Source organism: Streptomyces sp. PT12 (assembly GCF_003311645.1).
Taxonomy (GTDB): domain Bacteria; phylum Actinomycetota; class Actinomycetes; order Streptomycetales; family Streptomycetaceae; genus Streptomyces.
In genome coordinates this window covers 33,368-48,636 of the sequence record NZ_QEST01000183.1, presented here as the reverse complement: position 1 = coordinate 48,636, position 15,269 = coordinate 33,368, and the positions used below count along the sequence as shown (strand labels likewise).

Genomic DNA, 15,269 nt, shown 5'->3' with positions numbered 1-15,269 from the left:
GTAGCGCAGGTGCGAACTGGACAGGTCCAGCCCGGACGGGTAGACAAGCACGACGAAGCTCCTGGTCGAGCGAGTGATCTTGGTCGTGAACTCATCTACCAGGAGCTTCACCTCTGTCCGGACCCCACCCCCACTCCAACACCGGCCCGCACCAGCCAGGTTGGAAAACGCTCAGTCGCTTCTTCAACGGCGACATCGAGTACGGCCAGTTGATCCGTTCCGCGATGACCGGCGCCGGCATTCGGGGCCAGTCTTTCAGCAAGGCCCGGATCTGCGGTTCGTACGCGTCCGCCACCGAACCCCGCGGCGCACGCTCGTACTTGGGCGGCCGGTCCGAGGACAATGCGGCCCGCACCGTATTCCGGGCCACCCCCAGTCGCCGCGCGATCTCCTTGATGGGCACGCCCTCCGCTCGATGCAGACGACGTATCTCGGCCCAATCCTCCACCTTCAGCACCCTCCATGATCAACAAGGGGGTCAACTTTCGGAAGACTCCTGGGGGTCAGTCTTCAGGAACCCGCGACACTCGGTGCGGCCGGCGGTGCCGGAGTACTGCCGCTGGACACCGGCGGAGGTGACGCCCTTCTTGATGAACCCGGTGTCGTCGATGATCAGGACGCCTGCCGGGTCTCCGAGCTTCTCGGCGACGTATTCCTGCAGGTCATCGCGTAACTCATCGGGGTTCCAGTGGGCGCGGCTGAGTAAGTGCTGTAACCCGGACGGAGTGCTGTGGCCTGCGTACTCGGCCAGCTGCCAGCCGTTCTTCCGGGCCACCGGTCCCAGCAGGCCACGCACATAGGCCCGCATCCGCCGTCGCAGGTCCACCCGCCCGAACCGGTGGCCCACCCGCACCAGCATCTCTTCCAGCTCCGCCGACCACACCTCGGGCCGCACATCATCTTGCATGACCAGCACAACGGCACCGCCGCACCCGAGGTCACGAACTCAGCACCCCTGACACCCCGTCAGCTGAATACACTCAGAACCACGCTTCTGACCAGCGGGAATAGCAAACTGCGACTGGAGTACTACGCCCTCCCGAAAGGGGGACGAGTCCGCAACGCGGACCTGCCCGCCTCAGTGGCGTCGGAGCTGGAACGGCATATCAAGAGTTATCCACCGGTCACGGTGGAGCTGCCGTGGGGAGAACCCGGCGCGGAGCAGTGGAATAGGTCTTCCTTGCTGCTCACCACTCGATACAGCAACGCCGTCGCCGTGAACACCTGGAACACGTACACATGGAAGCCTGCTCTGGCGAAGGCCGGGGTCATCCCTCCACTGGCCGAGGGAGCGAAGCCCTGGCAATGGGCGGCGTCGCCCAAGGACGGCTTCCATGTGCTCCGGCGCACCTATGCCTCCATCATGCTGGAGGCGGGGGAGTCTGTGGTTACCCTCGCACGGTGGCTGGGGCACTCGTCACCGGCCATCACGCTGGACCACTACGCGCACTTCATGTCGGAGGCCGGCGACAAGGGACGTCACGCCATCGACGCGCTGCTCGGCGGGGGAGCGCGGCGGTAGGCTTCGACGGACGAAACTCCCCAGGAACTCCCCAGAGATGATCAAGGTGGGCCGCCGGGCCGGAGGGCTCGGCGGCCCACCGTGCATTCGAAGGCTGGAGGGGCGTATAACCTGTGACGATGCTGCGCGAAACGTTCGCGACCCGCTATGTCACCCCCCTGCGGGAGGGCGGCTCGCTGCCGGGGATCGTGGAGGCCGACGACCTCGGCACCTATGTCATGAAATTCACCGGCGCCGGGCAGGGGCGCAAGTCCCTGGTGGCCGAGGTCGTCTGCGGCGGCCTCGCCAGGCGGCTCGGGCTGCGCGTTCCCGAGCTGGTCCTGATGGGCCTCGACCCGGTCATCGGGCTGGGCGAGCCCGACCAGGAGGTGCAGGAACTGCTCAAGGCCAGCGGCGGCCTCAACCTCGGGATGGACTTCCTCCCCGGATCCCTCGGCTTCGACCCGCTCGCCTACCGGGTCTCGGCCGCCGAGGCCGGGCGCGTGGTGTGGTTCGACGCCCTGACCAACAACGTCGACCGCTCGTGGCGCAACCCCAACCTCCTCGTCTGGCACGGCGATCTGTGGCTCATCGACCATGGCGCCGCGCTCATCTGGCACCACAACTGGCCCACCGCTGCCGCATCGGTCGCCCGCCCCTATGACGCGTCCGACCACGCGCTGGCGCTGTTCGGGCCCGATCTGGCGGGCGCCGCCGCCGAGTTGGCGCCGCGCGTCACGGGCGAGCTGCTGGCCGATACGCTCGCCGACGTTCCCGACGAGTGGCTCGCCGACGAGCCGGGGTTCGACTCGCCCGACGCCGTGCGCGCCGCCTACGCCGAGGCGTTGATCACCCGGGCGCGCACCGTGTCCGACGCCATCACCGTCGGGCGCCCCACGAAGGACAGGCCCTCCCGGGCCCCCGGCTGGCTGACCGGCCGCGCCCATCCGGAGAGCGAGGCCGCACGGTGAAAGGGCGCGAGGTCTTCGAGTACGCGGTGCTGCGCGTCGTGCCGCGCGTGGAGCGCGGCGAGTCCATCAACGGCGGCGTCATCCTCTACTGCCGCGCCCGGTCCTTCCTCGCCGCCCGCGTCCACCTCGACGAGCGGCGCCTGCTGACCCTCGACCCCGGGGCCGATGTCAACGGCGTGCGCGCCGCGCTGCGCGCCGCCGAGTGCGTGTGCGAGGGCGGCGACGGGGCAGGAGCCGCCGCGGGCGACGACCCGGGGCGCCGCTTCCGCTGGCTGATCGCCCCGCGCAGCACGGTCGTCCAGCCAGGGCCCGTGCACACCGGGCTGACCGCCGACCCGGGCGGCGAGCTCGACCGCCTGGTGCGCGTGCTCGTCCACTGAATCCCCGCGGCCACGGAGCGATCCTCACGACCGCGCTCCCCTTCCCAACCTCACCTCCGCGTGGTTACCGTGCGGTAGCCACTCGTCCGACGGCAAGGAGAACGCCCCATGGCACCCACCGAGCAGCGCGTCGCCATCGTCACCGGCGCGGCCCGAGGCATCGGCGCCGCCACCGCCGAGCGGCTGGCAGCGGAAGGCCGCGCCGTCGCCGTGCTCGACCTGGCCGAGGACGCCGCCGCCGCGACGGTGGAGCGCATCGAGGGCGCCGGGGGCACCGCCGTCGCGGTGGGCTGCGACGTGGCGGACGCCGAGGCGGTGCAGCGGGCGGTCACCCGGGTCGCCGAGACGCTCGGCCCGCCGCAGATCCTGGTCAACAACGCCGGGGTGCTGCGGGACAACCTCCTGTTCAAGATGAGCGAGGCCGACTGGGACACCGTCATGAGCGTCCATCTGCGGGGCGCGTTCCTGATGTCGCGCGCCTGCCAGGCGCACATGGTCGCGGCGGGCTTCGGGCGGATCGTCAGCCTCTCTTCCAGCTCGGCCCTCGGCAACCGGGGCCAGGCCAACTACGCCGCTGCCAAGGCCGGTCTCCAGGGCTTCACCAAGACGCTGGCCATCGAGCTGGGGAAGTTCGGCATCACGGCCAACGCCGTCGCCCCCGGCTTCATCGTCACCGAGATGACCGCCCAGACCGCGGCGCGGATCGGCGTGGGCTTCGAGGAGTTCCAGAAGGCGCGCGCCGAAGAGACCCCCGTGCGCCGGGTCGGCCTGCCCGAGGACGTGGCCGACGCCATCGCGTTCTTCACGGGCGACGCCGCGGGCTTTGTCTCGGGCCAGGTCCTCTATGTGGCGGGCGGCCCGCTCGACTGACCGCACGTTCCGAAGGGCGCGTCCCGAAGCGCATGTTCCGAAGGGTGGGAGCGATCATGACGGAGGCCCAGGGGGCGGCGCGGCGGCGCGTCGCCGTCGTCACCGGCGCGAGCCGCGGCATCGGCCTCGGCATAGCGCGGGCGCTGGCCGCCCGCGGCGACCGCGTGTGCATCACCGGGCGGAACGCCGGGCCGCTCGACGACGCCGTCGCCGAGCTTGGCGGCCCGGGGCGGGCGATGGCCGTCCCCGGCAAGGTCCATGACGAGGCGCACCAGGACGAGGTGATCGAACGCGTCATGGCCGCCTGGGGCCGCGTCGACCACCTCGTCAACAGCGCGGGCACCAACCCCGTGCTCGGCGGCCTCGCCGACCTCGACCCCGGCGTGCTGCGCAAGGTCTTCGAGATCAACGTCCTCGCGCCGCTCGCCCTGGCCCGCAGGGCCTGGCACGCCTGGCAGCGCGAGCACGGCGGCACCGTCGTCAACGTCTCGTCGGTCGCCGGGCTCTCCGCCTCGCCGTTCCTCGGCGCCTATGGCGTCAGCAAGGCCGCGCTGATCAGCCTCACCCAGCAGCTGGCCCACGAGTTCGCGCCCGCCGCCCGGGTCAACGCGGTCGCCCCCGCGGTCGTGAAGACGAAGTTCGCCGCCCCGCTCTACGAGGGCCGCGAGGAGGAGGCGGCCGCCCGCTACCCCCTGGGCCGCCTCGGGGTGCCGGGCGACGTGGCGGGCGCCGTCGCGTTCCTGTCCTCCGACGCGTCCTCCTGGATCACGGGCCAGACCCTCGTCGTGGATGGCGGCCTCTTCCTCAACGCGGGCCTCGCCTGAGCCGCCGTTCCTCCGCTGTCCGTTCCTCCGCTGTCAGTGGCACCGGGTACGTTCTGATCAATAACTGACCGCGTACCTTCGGAGGTTCACGACGTGACCGGCATGCTGCCCGACTCCTGGCAGGGCGTTCTCGGCGAGGAGCCCGGCAAGCTCTATTTCAAGGAGCTCACCGAGTTCGTCGAGGAGGAGCGGGCGCGCGGCCCGGTCTACCCCCCGCGCGATGAGGTCTTCGCGGCGCTCGATGCCACGCCGTTCGATGACGTCAAGGTGCTGGTCCTCGGCCAGGATCCGTACCACGGCGAGGGCCAGGGGCACGGCCTGTGCTTCTCCGTCAGGCCGGGCGTGCGGATCCCGCCCTCCCTGCGGAACATCTACAAGGAGATGCACGCCGAGCTCGGCCACCCCATCCCCGACAACGGCTATCTGATGCCCTGGGCCCGGCAGGGCGTCCTCCTGCTGAACGCCGTGCTGACCGTGCGCGCGGGCGAGCCCAACTCCCACAAGAACAAGGGTTGGGAGACCTTCACCGACGCCGTGATCCGCGCGGTGGCCGCCCGCCCCGACCCGGCGGTGTTCGTGCTGTGGGGCGCCTACGCCCGCAAGAAGCTCCGCCTGATCGACACCGAGCGGCACGCCGTGGTCGAGGGCGCCCACCCCTCCCCGCTCTCCGCCAAGAAGTTCCTCGGGTCCAAGCCGTTCACCCAGATCGACGAGGCGGTCGCCGCCCAGGGCCACACCGCGATCGACTGGCGCATCCCCGATCTGGGGAAGGGGCAGGGGAGGTGAGGCCCGTCAGGGCCGGGGTGTGAGGACGGCCCCCCGGCCGGGGGCGCGGGGGACGGCCGCCGCGGTGGCCCGCCCCGCGCCGTCCCGCGGGGCGGCGCGCCCGCGTATCCTGCCGGTCCATGCCTGTGCGATCGCGAAGGAGCGCCCTGTGAAGGTCGGCGTGATCGGGCTCGGGGACATCGCCCACAAGGCGTACCTGCCCGTGCTCACCACCCAGCCCGGTGTCGAGCCCCATCTCCACACCCGCACCCGCGCCACCCTGGACCGGACGGGCGACGCCCTCCGGATCCCCGCCGAGCAGCGCCACCACGATCTGGACGCGCTCATCGCCGCCCGCCCCGACGCGGCGTTCGTCCACGCGCCCACCCACACCCACCCCGAGATCGTCACCCGGCTCATCGAGGCGGGCATACCCACCTATGTCGACAAGCCGCTCGCCTACCGCCTCGTGGAGGCCGAGCGCCTGGTCGAGCTGGCCGAGGCCCGCGGCGTGGCCCTGACCGTCGGCTTCAACCGCCGCCACGCGCCCGCCTACGCGGGCCTCCTGGAGCATCCGCGCGACCTGATCGTCATGCAGAAGCACCGCAAGGGCCTGCCCGATGACCCCAGGCGCTTCGTGTTCGACGACTTCGTCCATGTCGTGGACACCCTGCGCTTCCTCGCGCCGGGCCCGGTGGACCGCGTCACCGTCGCCACGCGGGTCAGCGGCGGGCTGCTGCACCATGTGGTGCTCCAGCTCTCGGGCGAGGGGTTCACGGCCGTCGGCGCCATGAACCACCGCTCGGGGTCGACCGAGGAGAGCGTCGAGGTCTCGGGGCAGGACGCCAAGCGCGAGGTCCGCAACCTCGCGGAGATCATCGACCACAAGGGCCAGCCCAGCGTCCGCCGCAGGGGGGACTGGGTGCCCGTCCCGCGTCAGCGCGGCATCGAGCAGGCGGCCCTGGCGTTCCTCGACGCCGTGCGCGCCGGGCGCACACCGGGCGCGCGGGACGCGTTGCGCACCCATGAGCTGTGTGAACGGATCGTCATCTCCGCGCTGGAGGAGCACGGGGCGGGCATCGCGCCGGGGGTCACTCCTCCGAGGTGATCTCGTCCCCCGTGCCCACGTCCTCGCCCGCGTGCGGCTCGACCACGCCGAAGAAGATCAGCAGCAGCAGCGCCACGCCGATCACGATGCGGTACCACACGAACGGCATGAACGTCCGGGTGCTGACCCACTTCATGAACCACGCGATCACCGCGAAGCCCACCAGGAAGGACACGACCGTCGCCAGGATCGTCGGGCCCCACGAGATGTGCGAGCCCTCCTCGCCGATGGAGGTCAGCTCGTACCCGCCCGAGGCGAGCACCGCGGGAATGGCCAGCAGGAACGAGTAACGCGCCGCCGCCTCGCGGGTGTAGCCGAGGAAGAGGCCGCCCGTGATGGTGGCGCCGGAGCGGGAGACGCCGGGGACCAGCGCCATGGCCTGGGCGAATCCGTAGATCAGGCCGTCGCGGACCGACAGCTGCTCAAGCGTCTTGCGCGGCTTGACCGCCCGGTGCTTCCCGCCGGTCGCGTCCCGCAGCGCCATGCGGTCGGCGACGCCCAGGATGATGCCGAGCACGATCAGGTTGACGGCGATGAGCCGCAGATCCCGGAAGGGGCCGTCGATCGCGTCCTGGAGCGTCAGCCCCAGCACGCCGATCGGGATCGAGCCGACGATGACCAGCCAGCCCATCCGCGCGTCGGGATCCGAGCGCGCCGCCTTGTCCCGGAGCGACCTGAACCACGCCCTGACGATCCTGACGATGTCCTTGCGGAAGTAGATCAGGATCGCGGTCTCCGTGCCGATCTGGGTGACCGCGGTGAACGCCGGACCCGGGTCCTCCCAGTCGAACGCCACGGCGGTGAGCCGCAGATGGGCGCTGGACGAGATCGGCAGGAACTCTGTCAGCCCCTGGACCAGACCGAGAATCAGTGATTCGAACCAAGACATGAACTCTGCGGCATCCCAGGGGAGAGTGTCGTAAGGAGCGTGAGGGGCGCGAAAAGCGCGTGGAGTTGATTGATCGGGATCACTCTAAGCCAGCCGGGGGAGTGCCTTGTACCGCGGCCTGGAAGAAAACCGTTCGACAGGGGGCCCGCGGCGCGCCATCATCGCTTCCGTGATCCGGTACGCCCTCCCCGCAGCGCCGGCCGCAAGCGCGGCCGCGCCGAGGGCCGCCCTTACCTTCCTCCACGCCGATGCCGCGGGTCTGGCCGATCTCGCCGGTGTCGCCGAGCCGCACGGCTTCTCCTTCGTCGCGGCAGACGGCGCCCGACGCTGACCCTTCCCGGATCGTTCCGCGGACCCCGCAGGGGGAGGGTCGGCCGGAAGCCAGGGGTCCGTGTCCCGGCCGCGCGCCGGGATCCCACCTCAGCAGCGAGGAAGAGACCGTCATGCCGAAGCAGGCATACGTGCGCACCAAGCCCCATCTCAACATCGGCACCATGGGGCACGTCGACCATGGCAAGACCACGCTGACCGCCGCCATCACCAAGGTCCTCAGCGAGCGGGGCACCGGCACGTTCGTCCCGTTCGACCGGATCGACAAGGCCCCCGAGGAGGCGGCCCGCGGGATCACCATCACCCTGGCGCACGTCGAGTACGAGACGGAGACGCGGCACTACGCGCACGTCGACATGCCGGGCCACGCCGACTACGTCAAGAACATGGTGACCGGCGCGGCGCAGCTGGACGGCGCGATCCTGGTCGTCTCGGCCGTCGACGGCGTCATGCCGCAGACCGCCGAGCACGTGCTGCTGGCCCGTCAGGTCGGCGTCAGACACATCGTCGTGGCGCTCAACAAGGCCGACGCGGGCGACCCCGAGCTGACCGACCTGGTCGAGCTCGAGGTCCGCGAGCTGCTGACCGCGCACGGCTACCCGGGCGAGACGCTGCCGGTGGTCCGGGTCTCCGGGCTCGGCGCGCTCGCGGGGGAGCCGCGGTGGACGGCGGCCGTGGAGGCGCTGCTCGACGCCGTGGACACCTATGTCCCGGTGCCCGAGCGCTACCTGGACGCGCCGTTCCTGCTCCCGGTGGAGAACGTCCTGACCATCACGGGGCGCGGAACGGTCGTCACGGGCGCCGTCGAGCGCGGCACGGTCAGGATGGGCGACCGCGTTCAGGTGCTCGGCGCGGACACGGAGACGGTGGTCACCGGGCTCGAGACGTTCGGCAAGCCGATGGAGGAGGCGCAGGCGGGCGACAACGTCGCGCTGCTGCTGCGCGGCGTTCCGCGGGACGCGGTGCGGCGTGGCCAAGTGGTGGCCAGGCCCGGCAGCGTAACGCCGCGCGACGCGTTCACCGCCGAGGTGTACCTGCTCGGCGGCGACGAGGGCGGCCGCCGCACGCCCGTGGTCACCGGCTACCGGCCGCAGTTCTACATCAGGACCGCGGACGTGGTCGGCGACATCGCGCTGGGCGACGCGGCGATGGCGCTGCCGGGCGAGACCGTGACCATGAGGGTCAGGCTCGGCCATCCTGTGCCGCTCGAGCCCGGGCTCGGCTTCGCGATCCGCGAGGGCGGCCGCACGGTCGGCGCGGGCACCGTGACCGCGGTCGAACAGCCGTGAGCCCGTGAGCCCGTGAGAGACGGCCCCCCGGCCCGTGACGCGGCCCGGGGGGCCACAATGGGTGGGTGGACGAACGGCTGCCCGTGATCAGGGACACCGACCTCGGCGAGGCCCGCCTGCTGCCCGACCTGGACCGTGAGGGCGCCTGGCTGCTCACGATGGACGGCACGCCCCAGTCGTATGTGGACCTGGCCGACCCCACCCACCTGGAGTTCGAGTACACGCGCAGGCTCGCGCACGTGCTGGACACCGCCGCGCCCGAGGGGCGCGCGTTCGACGTGCTGCACCTGGGCGGGGGCGCGTTGACCCTGCCGCGCCGAGTGGCGGCCGTCCACCCTGGGGCGCGGCAGCGCGTCGTCGAGGCGGACGGGCGGCTGGTCGCGCTGGTCGCCGAGCACCTGCCGCTGCCCGATGGCGGCGGCATCGCCGTCGAGACGGGGGACGCCCTGGCCCGCCTGGTCGCGACCCCCGAGGCGTCGGTGGACGCGCTGATCGCCGACGTCTTCAACGGCAGCCGCGTCCCCGCGCATCTGACCACCCTGGGCTGCGCGCGGGCCGCGGCCCGCGCCCTGCGCCCCGGCGGCGTCTACGCCGCCAACCTCGCAGATGCCGCCCCCTTCGCCTTCCTCCGCTCCCAACTCGCCACGCTCCGCGCCCACTTCGCCGAGCTGTGCCTGGTCGCCGAGCCCTCGGTGCTGCGCGGCAGGCGCCTGGGCAACGTGGTGGTGGCCGCCTCGCGCCGCCCTCTCGACACCGCGGGGATCGCCCGGCGCGCCGCCGCCGACCCGTTCCCGGCCCGGGTGGTCGATGGCGACGTGCTCGACCGGTTCGTCGGCGACGCGGCCCCGGTGCCCGACGACGCGCCGCTGCCCTCGCCCCGCCCGCCGTCGGGCGCGTTCACCATCCGCTGACCACGATCACCTTGCCGCCATCGGCCGACCACCGTCCGCCGACGCGGGCCCGCGTCACTCCTCGACGGGGAAGGGCCGCAGGCTGCCGACGATCTGGTCGACGGTCTCCTGGGAGGGCTCGCCCTCGTAGCCGGTGTCCATGACCAGCACCCAGGTCGCCATGTCGTTGCTGAGGTCCTGGTAGGAGACGGTGATCACCTTGCCGCCGCCCGGCGAGCCGCACGGCTCGTCGGGGTCCTCGGGAACGCCCGTGACGGTCGCGGTCGCGGTGTGCCCGACGATGCCGTGGTCGCTCTCGAACGGCACGGCGTCCGTGACCTCGATCGTGCCCTCGCGGTCGGGGTCGTAGGCCGCCCAGGCCCACGCGCCCGCCTCGTTGTAGGCGGCCTCCTCGGTGCCGGTCGCGCCCTGCGCGCCCTTGGTTCCCGCCGTCGCGCGCCAGCTCGCGCCGGTCTCCGACTCGGGGCACCAGCCGTCCATGAAGATGGCGGCGCCCGCCATGGAGACATACAGCTCCGGCGCCGCCCACTCCTCGTCGTCGGCGGGCTCCTCGGCCTCGGGGTCCTCGTAGCCGACGTACATGCCCTCGCTGCCGATCGTCCAGTCCTCGGCCGGGACGTCGAACGCGAGGTGGCGGTTCTCCAGGGTCTGCACCTGCCAGTCGGGCGCGACCACCGGGTCGGGGATCTGGGCGATGCCCTGGCGCGGGTCGTCGGGGCCGAGGTCGGGGCCCTCCTCCTCGGCCGTGGGCTCCTCCGACGGGCTGGGCGAGGAGTCGCCGCTCGCGCCCGCGTCGCCGTCGCCGTCGTCCCCGCTCAGCACGACCACGCCGGTGATCACCGCGGCGGCCAGCACCGCGGTGGCGGAAACGATGGCGATGGCCGTCGTCTTCCCCTTGCGCCCGCCCGAACCCCCGCCGGGCGGTGGGGCGTCGGGCGCGGGTATGCCCTGGCCGTCGGTCGGCGGGCCCAGGGGTCCCGGCTGCTGCCACTGTCCCGGCTGGGGCTGCCCCGGCTGGGCCCCCCACTGCTGCTGCCCGGGAGGCGTCGCGCCCTGGTAGGGATTCTGCTGCTGATACCCCGGCTGCTGATACGGGTTCGACCACGGGGAGTTGGGCTCGCCCCCCGGTTGCTGTTCTCCTGCCCTCATGCGCGTGACCCTACGGCCCGCTGTGCGCCGGGGCTACGTCGGCCTCGGGTATTGCTACGGACCTGCGACTTACCCGTTGGTAACCTGTGTTCATGACCGACGAACAGACGTCCGACGCCCGGCCCGCGCTCGGCGACCTCCTCGCCGCCACCGTTCCCATGGTCCGCACGCTCGGGCTCGAGGTCCTGGCGGCGGACGCCGGCCGGGCCGTGGTCCGCCTGCCCGACGACGCCGCCTTCCACAACCACGTCGGCGGGCCGCACGCTGGCGCGATGTTCACGCTGGGGGAGTCGGCGAGCGGCGCGATCGTCCTCGCGGCGTTCGCGGACCACCTCTCGGACGCCGTGCCGCTCGCCGTGCGCGCGGAGATCGCCTACCGGAAGCTGGCCAAGGGCCCGGTCACGGCGACCGCCACGCTCGGCCGCCCGGTCGACGACGTGCTCGCCGAGCTGCGGGCGGGCGGGCGCCCGGAGTTCCCCGTGGCGGTCGCCATCGAGCGCGAGGACGGCGCGGTCACCGGGGAGATGACGATCACCTGGACCCTCCGCCCCACCGGCTGAGGCGCGCGGCGGGCGCGCGGGCGCGGGCGCGCGGTCAGCCCGAGGCCAGCAGGAGCGTGCCCGCCAGCGCGAGCGCCGCGCCCGCCGCCTGCACCGCGCGCAGCCGCTCGCGCAGCACGCCCCGCGCCGCCACCGCAGTGACCACCGGGTCGAGCGCGGCGAGCGAGGCGGCCACGGTGACCGGGCCCATGCCGACGGCCAGCGCATAGGTGCCGTTGGCCGCCGCGTCCGCCAGGCCGACGAGCGTCAACGCGGGGCGCGCGCGCCGCACCGGCGCCAGGCCGCCGGACGGCAGCACCGCCCCGCCCCCGAGGCGCTGGAGCTGCTGCCCGAGCCCGTGTCCGCGGCCCTCGCCGCGTGGTCGGGGCCCGTTCCCGCCGACCAGGTGGTGTTCGTGGACAGCGACCCCGCGGTGGCCGACACCGCCGACTTCGTCGCGGCACACGGGCCGGAGCTGCGCTCCGTCTCGGCCAACTGCGTCGTGGTCGCGGGCAAGCGCGGCGGCCAGACGCGTCTGGCCGCGTGCGTGGTGCGCTCCCCGACCCGGGTGGACGTCAACGGCACGGTCCGCCGCCATCTCGGCGCCCGCAAGGCGTCGTTCGCGCCGCACGAGGTCGCGGACGGCGAGAGCGGCATGGAGTACGGCGGGATCACCCCCATCGGCCTGCCCGCCGACTGGCCCGTCCTGCTTGACGCGGCCGTCGTGGACCTGCCGTGGGTGCTGCTCGGCAGCGGCCGCCGCAGGGGCGAACTGATCCTTCCGGGCAAGGCGCTGCTCCAGATCGCGGGCTCGGAAGTGGTCGAGGGCCTGGGCCGCTGACCGTTCCCCCCGGCGCTGGCCCGTTCCCCGGCGAAGGCCGCCTGGCCGGGGTGCGGGGGAGGGGGGTGACGGGGCCGCGGGCGGACTCCTAGGATGGGACACATGCTCGCACCCGCCCGTTTTCTGTGCCTCGCGCTCTTCGCGAGCTCGGCGTGGTGCGTCGACGACGGCCTCTGTCGCCGCTGAGCCCCTCCCCCCGCTCCGCACGGTTCCGCCCCGCGCGGCCGGTGCCGCTCTTCCCCGTACGTCCCGCGTGTCCCCGGAGTCCCCGTGACCACCACCTCCCCCCTGCCCCCCGTCCTTCGCCCTGCGCCCACGAGCGCGCCCCCGCCCGAGGCGCCCGAGGCGCCGCCCGTGCGGAAGGTGCCGCTCGTCGTCGCCGCGCTGCTGGCCGCGGGCCTCGACGCCTATGTCTTCGCCGAGCACGGCGGCAAGCCCGGCGTGCTCCTGCTGCTCGGCCTCGGCCTCGGATTCGCGCTGTTCCACTCGCGGTTCGGCTTCACCTCCGCCTGGCGCCAGCTGATCGCGGTGGGCAACGGCACGGGGCTGCGCGCCCACGCCCTGCTGCTCGGCACCACGGCCACCCTGTTCGCGCTGATCATCGGCACCGGCACGGGCCTGTTCGGCTCCGAGCCCGCCCCGTCGGCGGGCGCGCTCGGCGTGGGCCTGCTGCTCGGCGCGTTCGTCTTCGCCGTCGGCATGCAGCTCGGCGGCGCGTGCGCGTCGGGGACGCTTTTCGCCGTGGGCGCGGGCCAGTCCTCGATCGTGCTGACGCTCGGCGGCTTCATCCTCGGATCGACGCTCGCCGCCTGGCAGTTCGACCTGTGGAACGACCTGCCCGCCCTCGACCCCGTGGTGCTCTCCGACCACATCGGCTGGTTCGGTTCCTGGGGCGTGACGATCCTCGCCCTGGTGGGCCTTGTCGCCCTCACCCGCCTTGTCCAGCGCCGCCGCAACCCCCCGCCGGTCGGCGCCGTGCCCACCACCAGGGGCGCCGCACGGCGCGCGCTGCGCGGCTCGTGGCCGCTGGCCGCTGGCGCCGTGGTCCTGGCGCTGCTCGGCGCCGGCGTGCTGCTGGTCTCGGGCGGGGCATGGGGCGTGACCAGCGCGTTCGCGCTGTGGGGCAGCGAGGCGTTCGGCGCGCTCGGCGGCTCGCCCGAGAGCTGGAGCTTCTGGCAGCAGCCGGGGAACGCCGAGATGCTGGCGGGACCGATCCTGGCCGACAAGAACAGCCTGACCGACATCGGCATCATGATCGGCGCCGCCGTGGCCGCCTCGCTCGGCGGCACGTGGGCCCTGCACCGCGGCATCCCGTGGCGGACCGCGGTCGCGGCCGTGCTCGGCGGAGTCCTCATGGGCATCGGCGCCCGCCTGGCCGGGGGCTGCAACATCGGCGCCTATCTCGCGGGCATCGCCTCGGGCAGCCTGCACGGCTGGCTGTGGGGCGCCACCGCCCTGGTGGGCACCTGGGCCGGGCTCAGGCTGCGCCCGCTGTTCGGCCTGGTCAACCCCAAGCCGACCGACGGCGCCTGCTGATCCCAGCGATCCCAACACCCCTGGCGCACGCGGGCGTTCGGGGCGCCGGGCCGGACTTTCCGGCCGGTGCGGCGGATTACACTGGCCGCCGTGACCACACAGAGCGGGGTGCCCGGCCGTGCCGGGCGCGGGCGGGCCACGCTCAAGGACGTCGCGCGCAGGGCCGGGGTCTCCGTGCCGACCGTCTCCCGGGTGATCGCGGGGAACTACCCGGTCGCCACCGCGACCCGCCGCCGCGTCGAGAAGGCCCTGCGCGACCTCGACTATGTCGCCAACACCCACGCCCGCGCGCTGCGCGGCCACGGCGCCAAGACGGTGGCGTTCGTGCTCAGCGATGTGCGCGGCCCCTCGTTCGCCCAGGTCGCCCACGGCATCGAGGAGGAGGCGTCGCGCCGGGGGCGGCTGTGCCTGCTGTGTGTGAGCGGCGGCGACCCGGCGCGCGAGGTGGAGGCCGTGCACCTGATGCGCCAGCAGGGCGCCGAGGCGGTCATCCTCATCGGCAGCGTCGTGGACGACGAGCCCTACCGCCGCACGATGGCCGCCCTCGCCCGCGCCCTCGACCGGTCGGGTTCGCGCCTCGTGCTCGTCGGCCGCCCCCCGCTTGGCGATGCCGTGCCCGCCACGGTCGTCGAGTACGACAACGAGGGCGGCGCGCACGCGATCACCGGGCGCCTGCTGGCCGCGGGCCACCGCGATGTGCTGCTGTTTGGCGGCGACGCCGCGCTGACCACGAGCGCCGCGCGCCTGGCCGGGTACCGCCGCGCGCTGGCCGACTTCGGCGTCCCCTACCGGGAGTCGCTGGTCGAGAAGGTGCCGTTCGACCGGGGCGAGGCCCATGCCGCCATGCGCGAACGGCTCGCCCGCGCCCGTGACTTCACCGGGGTCTTCGCCCTGACCGACGCGGTCGCCGCGGGGGCGCTGCGGGCCATCACCGAGGCCGGGCTCGCCGTTCCCGGCGACATCTCGCTCGTGGGCTACGACGACGTCCCTCCCGCCACGGATCTGCGGCCCCGGCTGACCACCGTCCATGTGCCCTACGAGGAGATGGGCCGCACCGCCGTCCGCCTCGCGCTCGACCGGCACGGCCGCGCCGCGTCCCCCGGCGACCAGCACGTCCTGCTCGGCACCCGGGTCGCGCTCCGCGACTCCGTCGCCCCGCCCCCCGCGCGGCCCCGCTGACCGAACGGCGCGGAGGGCCTGTCTGACCATCCCCGGCGGGCTCGCGACGACTGGCATCCCTCCCCCGGACTTCGTCCGGGGGGACTCCCGGGCTGTGTTGCCGCATCGCGCGGGTACGTCCCCCGGACTCCGTCCGGGAGGTGCCCCCACCGTACGAGCCGCGATCCGGCGCCTTGCCAGGCGGGCG

The 15,269-nt window shown here is 73.3% G+C and carries 16 protein-coding genes and 3 pseudogenes; 14 read left to right on the top strand and 5 right to left on the bottom strand.

The genetic code is table 11. From position 1 onward, the window contains the following. Nucleotides 1-157: 157 nt before the first annotated feature. A pseudogene (locus DEH69_RS20450) lies at nucleotides 158-457 on the bottom strand (helix-turn-helix domain-containing protein); the annotation flags it as partial. Between the two features lie 69 nt (nucleotides 458-526). After that, nucleotides 527-859: pseudogene (locus tag DEH69_RS20445) on the bottom strand (transposase); the annotation flags it as partial. Nucleotides 860-1,180: 321 nt separating this feature from the next. On the opposite strand from DEH69_RS20445, the gene DEH69_RS32965 reads away from it, so the two are divergent. From DEH69_RS32965 to DEH69_RS20410, 7 genes are all read left to right on the top strand, one after another. Then, complete coding sequence (locus tag DEH69_RS32965) at nucleotides 1,181-1,522, top strand: tyrosine-type recombinase/integrase (RefSeq protein WP_258534830.1); 342 nt, start codon at nucleotides 1,181-1,183, stop codon at nucleotides 1,520-1,522. Between the two features lie 119 nt (nucleotides 1,523-1,641). Next, on the top strand, nucleotides 1,642-2,472 hold the full coding sequence (locus DEH69_RS20435) for a HipA family kinase (RefSeq protein WP_113688442.1): 831 nt from the start codon (nucleotides 1,642-1,644) through the stop codon (nucleotides 2,470-2,472). Further along, nucleotides 2,469-2,852, top strand: a complete 384-nt coding sequence (locus DEH69_RS20430; RefSeq protein WP_113688437.1) for a DUF3037 domain-containing protein — start codon at nucleotides 2,469-2,471, stop codon at nucleotides 2,850-2,852. The genes DEH69_RS20435 and DEH69_RS20430 overlap by 4 nt, the downstream gene beginning before the upstream one ends. A 108-nt stretch (nucleotides 2,853-2,960) precedes the next feature. Further along, nucleotides 2,961-3,722, top strand: a complete 762-nt coding sequence (fabG, locus tag DEH69_RS20425) for a 3-oxoacyl-ACP reductase FabG (protein ID WP_113688436.1) — start codon at nucleotides 2,961-2,963, stop codon at nucleotides 3,720-3,722. Nucleotides 3,723-3,778: 56 nt separating this feature from the next. Continuing rightward, nucleotides 3,779-4,546 (top strand): SDR family oxidoreductase, encoded by a 768-nt coding sequence (locus DEH69_RS20420; RefSeq protein ID WP_113688435.1) that lies wholly within the window; start codon nucleotides 3,779-3,781, stop codon nucleotides 4,544-4,546. Between the two features lie 102 nt (nucleotides 4,547-4,648). Continuing rightward, nucleotides 4,649-5,332, top strand: coding sequence for a uracil-DNA glycosylase (gene ung / locus DEH69_RS20415; protein WP_113688441.1), 684 nt, complete (start codon nucleotides 4,649-4,651; stop codon nucleotides 5,330-5,332). A gap of 148 nt (nucleotides 5,333-5,480) precedes the next feature. Continuing rightward, on the top strand, nucleotides 5,481-6,419 hold the full coding sequence (locus DEH69_RS20410; protein WP_113688434.1) for a Gfo/Idh/MocA family protein: 939 nt from the start codon (nucleotides 5,481-5,483) through the stop codon (nucleotides 6,417-6,419). On the opposite strand, the gene DEH69_RS20405 is transcribed toward DEH69_RS20410, so the two are convergent. Beyond that, a complete protein-coding gene (locus DEH69_RS20405; protein ID WP_113688433.1) occupies nucleotides 6,403-7,308 on the bottom strand; it encodes an undecaprenyl-diphosphate phosphatase in 906 nt (301 codons plus the stop codon). The two genes, DEH69_RS20410 and DEH69_RS20405, sit on opposite strands and share 17 nt — an antisense overlap. Nucleotides 7,309-7,477: 169 nt before the next feature. On the opposite strand from DEH69_RS20405, the gene DEH69_RS20400 reads away from it, so the two are divergent. From DEH69_RS20400 to DEH69_RS20390, 3 genes are all read left to right on the top strand, one after another. Next, nucleotides 7,478-7,639, top strand: a complete 162-nt coding sequence (locus tag DEH69_RS20400) for a hypothetical protein (protein ID WP_181727524.1) — start codon at nucleotides 7,478-7,480, stop codon at nucleotides 7,637-7,639. A gap of 112 nt (nucleotides 7,640-7,751) precedes the next feature. Beyond that, nucleotides 7,752-8,927 (top strand): elongation factor Tu, encoded by a 1,176-nt coding sequence (gene tuf, locus DEH69_RS20395; protein WP_113688431.1) that lies wholly within the window; start codon nucleotides 7,752-7,754, stop codon nucleotides 8,925-8,927. Between the two features lie 65 nt (nucleotides 8,928-8,992). Beyond that, nucleotides 8,993-9,838 (top strand): spermidine synthase, encoded by an 846-nt coding sequence (locus tag DEH69_RS20390; RefSeq protein ID WP_113688430.1) that lies wholly within the window; start codon nucleotides 8,993-8,995, stop codon nucleotides 9,836-9,838. A 54-nt stretch (nucleotides 9,839-9,892) separates the two neighbouring features. Here DEH69_RS20390 and DEH69_RS20385 read toward each other — a convergent pair whose 3' ends face one another. Then, the gene (locus tag DEH69_RS20385) at nucleotides 9,893-10,987 is read right to left on the bottom strand and encodes a hypothetical protein (RefSeq protein WP_147255734.1); all 1,095 of its coding nucleotides are present in this window, start codon (nucleotides 10,985-10,987) and stop codon (nucleotides 9,893-9,895) included. Between the two features lie 92 nt (nucleotides 10,988-11,079). Between DEH69_RS20385 and DEH69_RS20380 the strand changes: the two genes are divergently transcribed. After that, nucleotides 11,080-11,547 (top strand): DUF4442 domain-containing protein, encoded by a 468-nt coding sequence (locus DEH69_RS20380; RefSeq protein ID WP_113688440.1) that lies wholly within the window; start codon nucleotides 11,080-11,082, stop codon nucleotides 11,545-11,547. Nucleotides 11,548-11,581: 34 nt separating this feature from the next. Here the strand turns inward: DEH69_RS20380 and DEH69_RS32960 are convergent. Further along, nucleotides 11,582-11,863 (bottom strand): annotated as a pseudogene (locus DEH69_RS32960) (EamA family transporter); the annotation flags it as partial. 21 nt (nucleotides 11,864-11,884) lie between these two features. On the opposite strand from DEH69_RS32960, the gene DEH69_RS20370 reads away from it, so the two are divergent. The 3 genes from DEH69_RS20370 to DEH69_RS20360 all read left to right on the top strand — a co-directional run bounded on the left by DEH69_RS20370 (nucleotide 11,885) and on the right by DEH69_RS20360 (nucleotide 15,082). Further along, on the top strand, nucleotides 11,885-12,367 hold the full coding sequence (locus DEH69_RS20370; protein WP_113688428.1) for a YbaK/EbsC family protein: 483 nt from the start codon (nucleotides 11,885-11,887) through the stop codon (nucleotides 12,365-12,367). Between the two features lie 270 nt (nucleotides 12,368-12,637). Further along, nucleotides 12,638-13,903, top strand: coding sequence for a YeeE/YedE family protein (locus DEH69_RS20365; protein ID WP_113688427.1), 1,266 nt, complete (start codon nucleotides 12,638-12,640; stop codon nucleotides 13,901-13,903). Between the two features lie 90 nt (nucleotides 13,904-13,993). Then, a complete protein-coding gene (locus tag DEH69_RS20360; protein ID WP_258534829.1) occupies nucleotides 13,994-15,082 on the top strand; it encodes a LacI family DNA-binding transcriptional regulator in 1,089 nt (362 codons plus the stop codon). Nucleotides 15,083-15,269: the final 187 nt, after the last annotated feature.

What these genes read in the sequence shown, in the direction of transcription:
- DEH69_RS20405 (WP_113688433.1), bottom strand. Translation starts at nt 7,308, where the DNA reads ATGTCTTGGTTCGAATCACTGATTCTCGGTCTGGTCCAGGGGCTGACA.
- ung (WP_113688441.1), top strand. Translation starts at nt 4,649, where the DNA reads ATGCTGCCCGACTCCTGGCAGGGCGTTCTCGGCGAGGAGCCCGGCAAG.
- fabG (WP_113688436.1), top strand. Translation starts at nt 2,961, where the DNA reads ATGGCACCCACCGAGCAGCGCGTCGCCATCGTCACCGGCGCGGCCCGA.
- tuf (WP_113688431.1), top strand. Translation starts at nt 7,752, where the DNA reads ATGCCGAAGCAGGCATACGTGCGCACCAAGCCCCATCTCAACATCGGC.
- DEH69_RS20420 (WP_113688435.1), top strand. Translation starts at nt 3,779, where the DNA reads ATGACGGAGGCCCAGGGGGCGGCGCGGCGGCGCGTCGCCGTCGTCACC.
- DEH69_RS20385 (WP_147255734.1), bottom strand. Translation starts at nt 10,987, where the DNA reads ATGAGGGCAGGAGAACAGCAACCGGGGGGCGAGCCCAACTCCCCGTGG.
- DEH69_RS20435 (WP_113688442.1), top strand. Translation starts at nt 1,642, where the DNA reads ATGCTGCGCGAAACGTTCGCGACCCGCTATGTCACCCCCCTGCGGGAG.
- DEH69_RS20380 (WP_113688440.1), top strand. Translation starts at nt 11,080, where the DNA reads ATGACCGACGAACAGACGTCCGACGCCCGGCCCGCGCTCGGCGACCTC.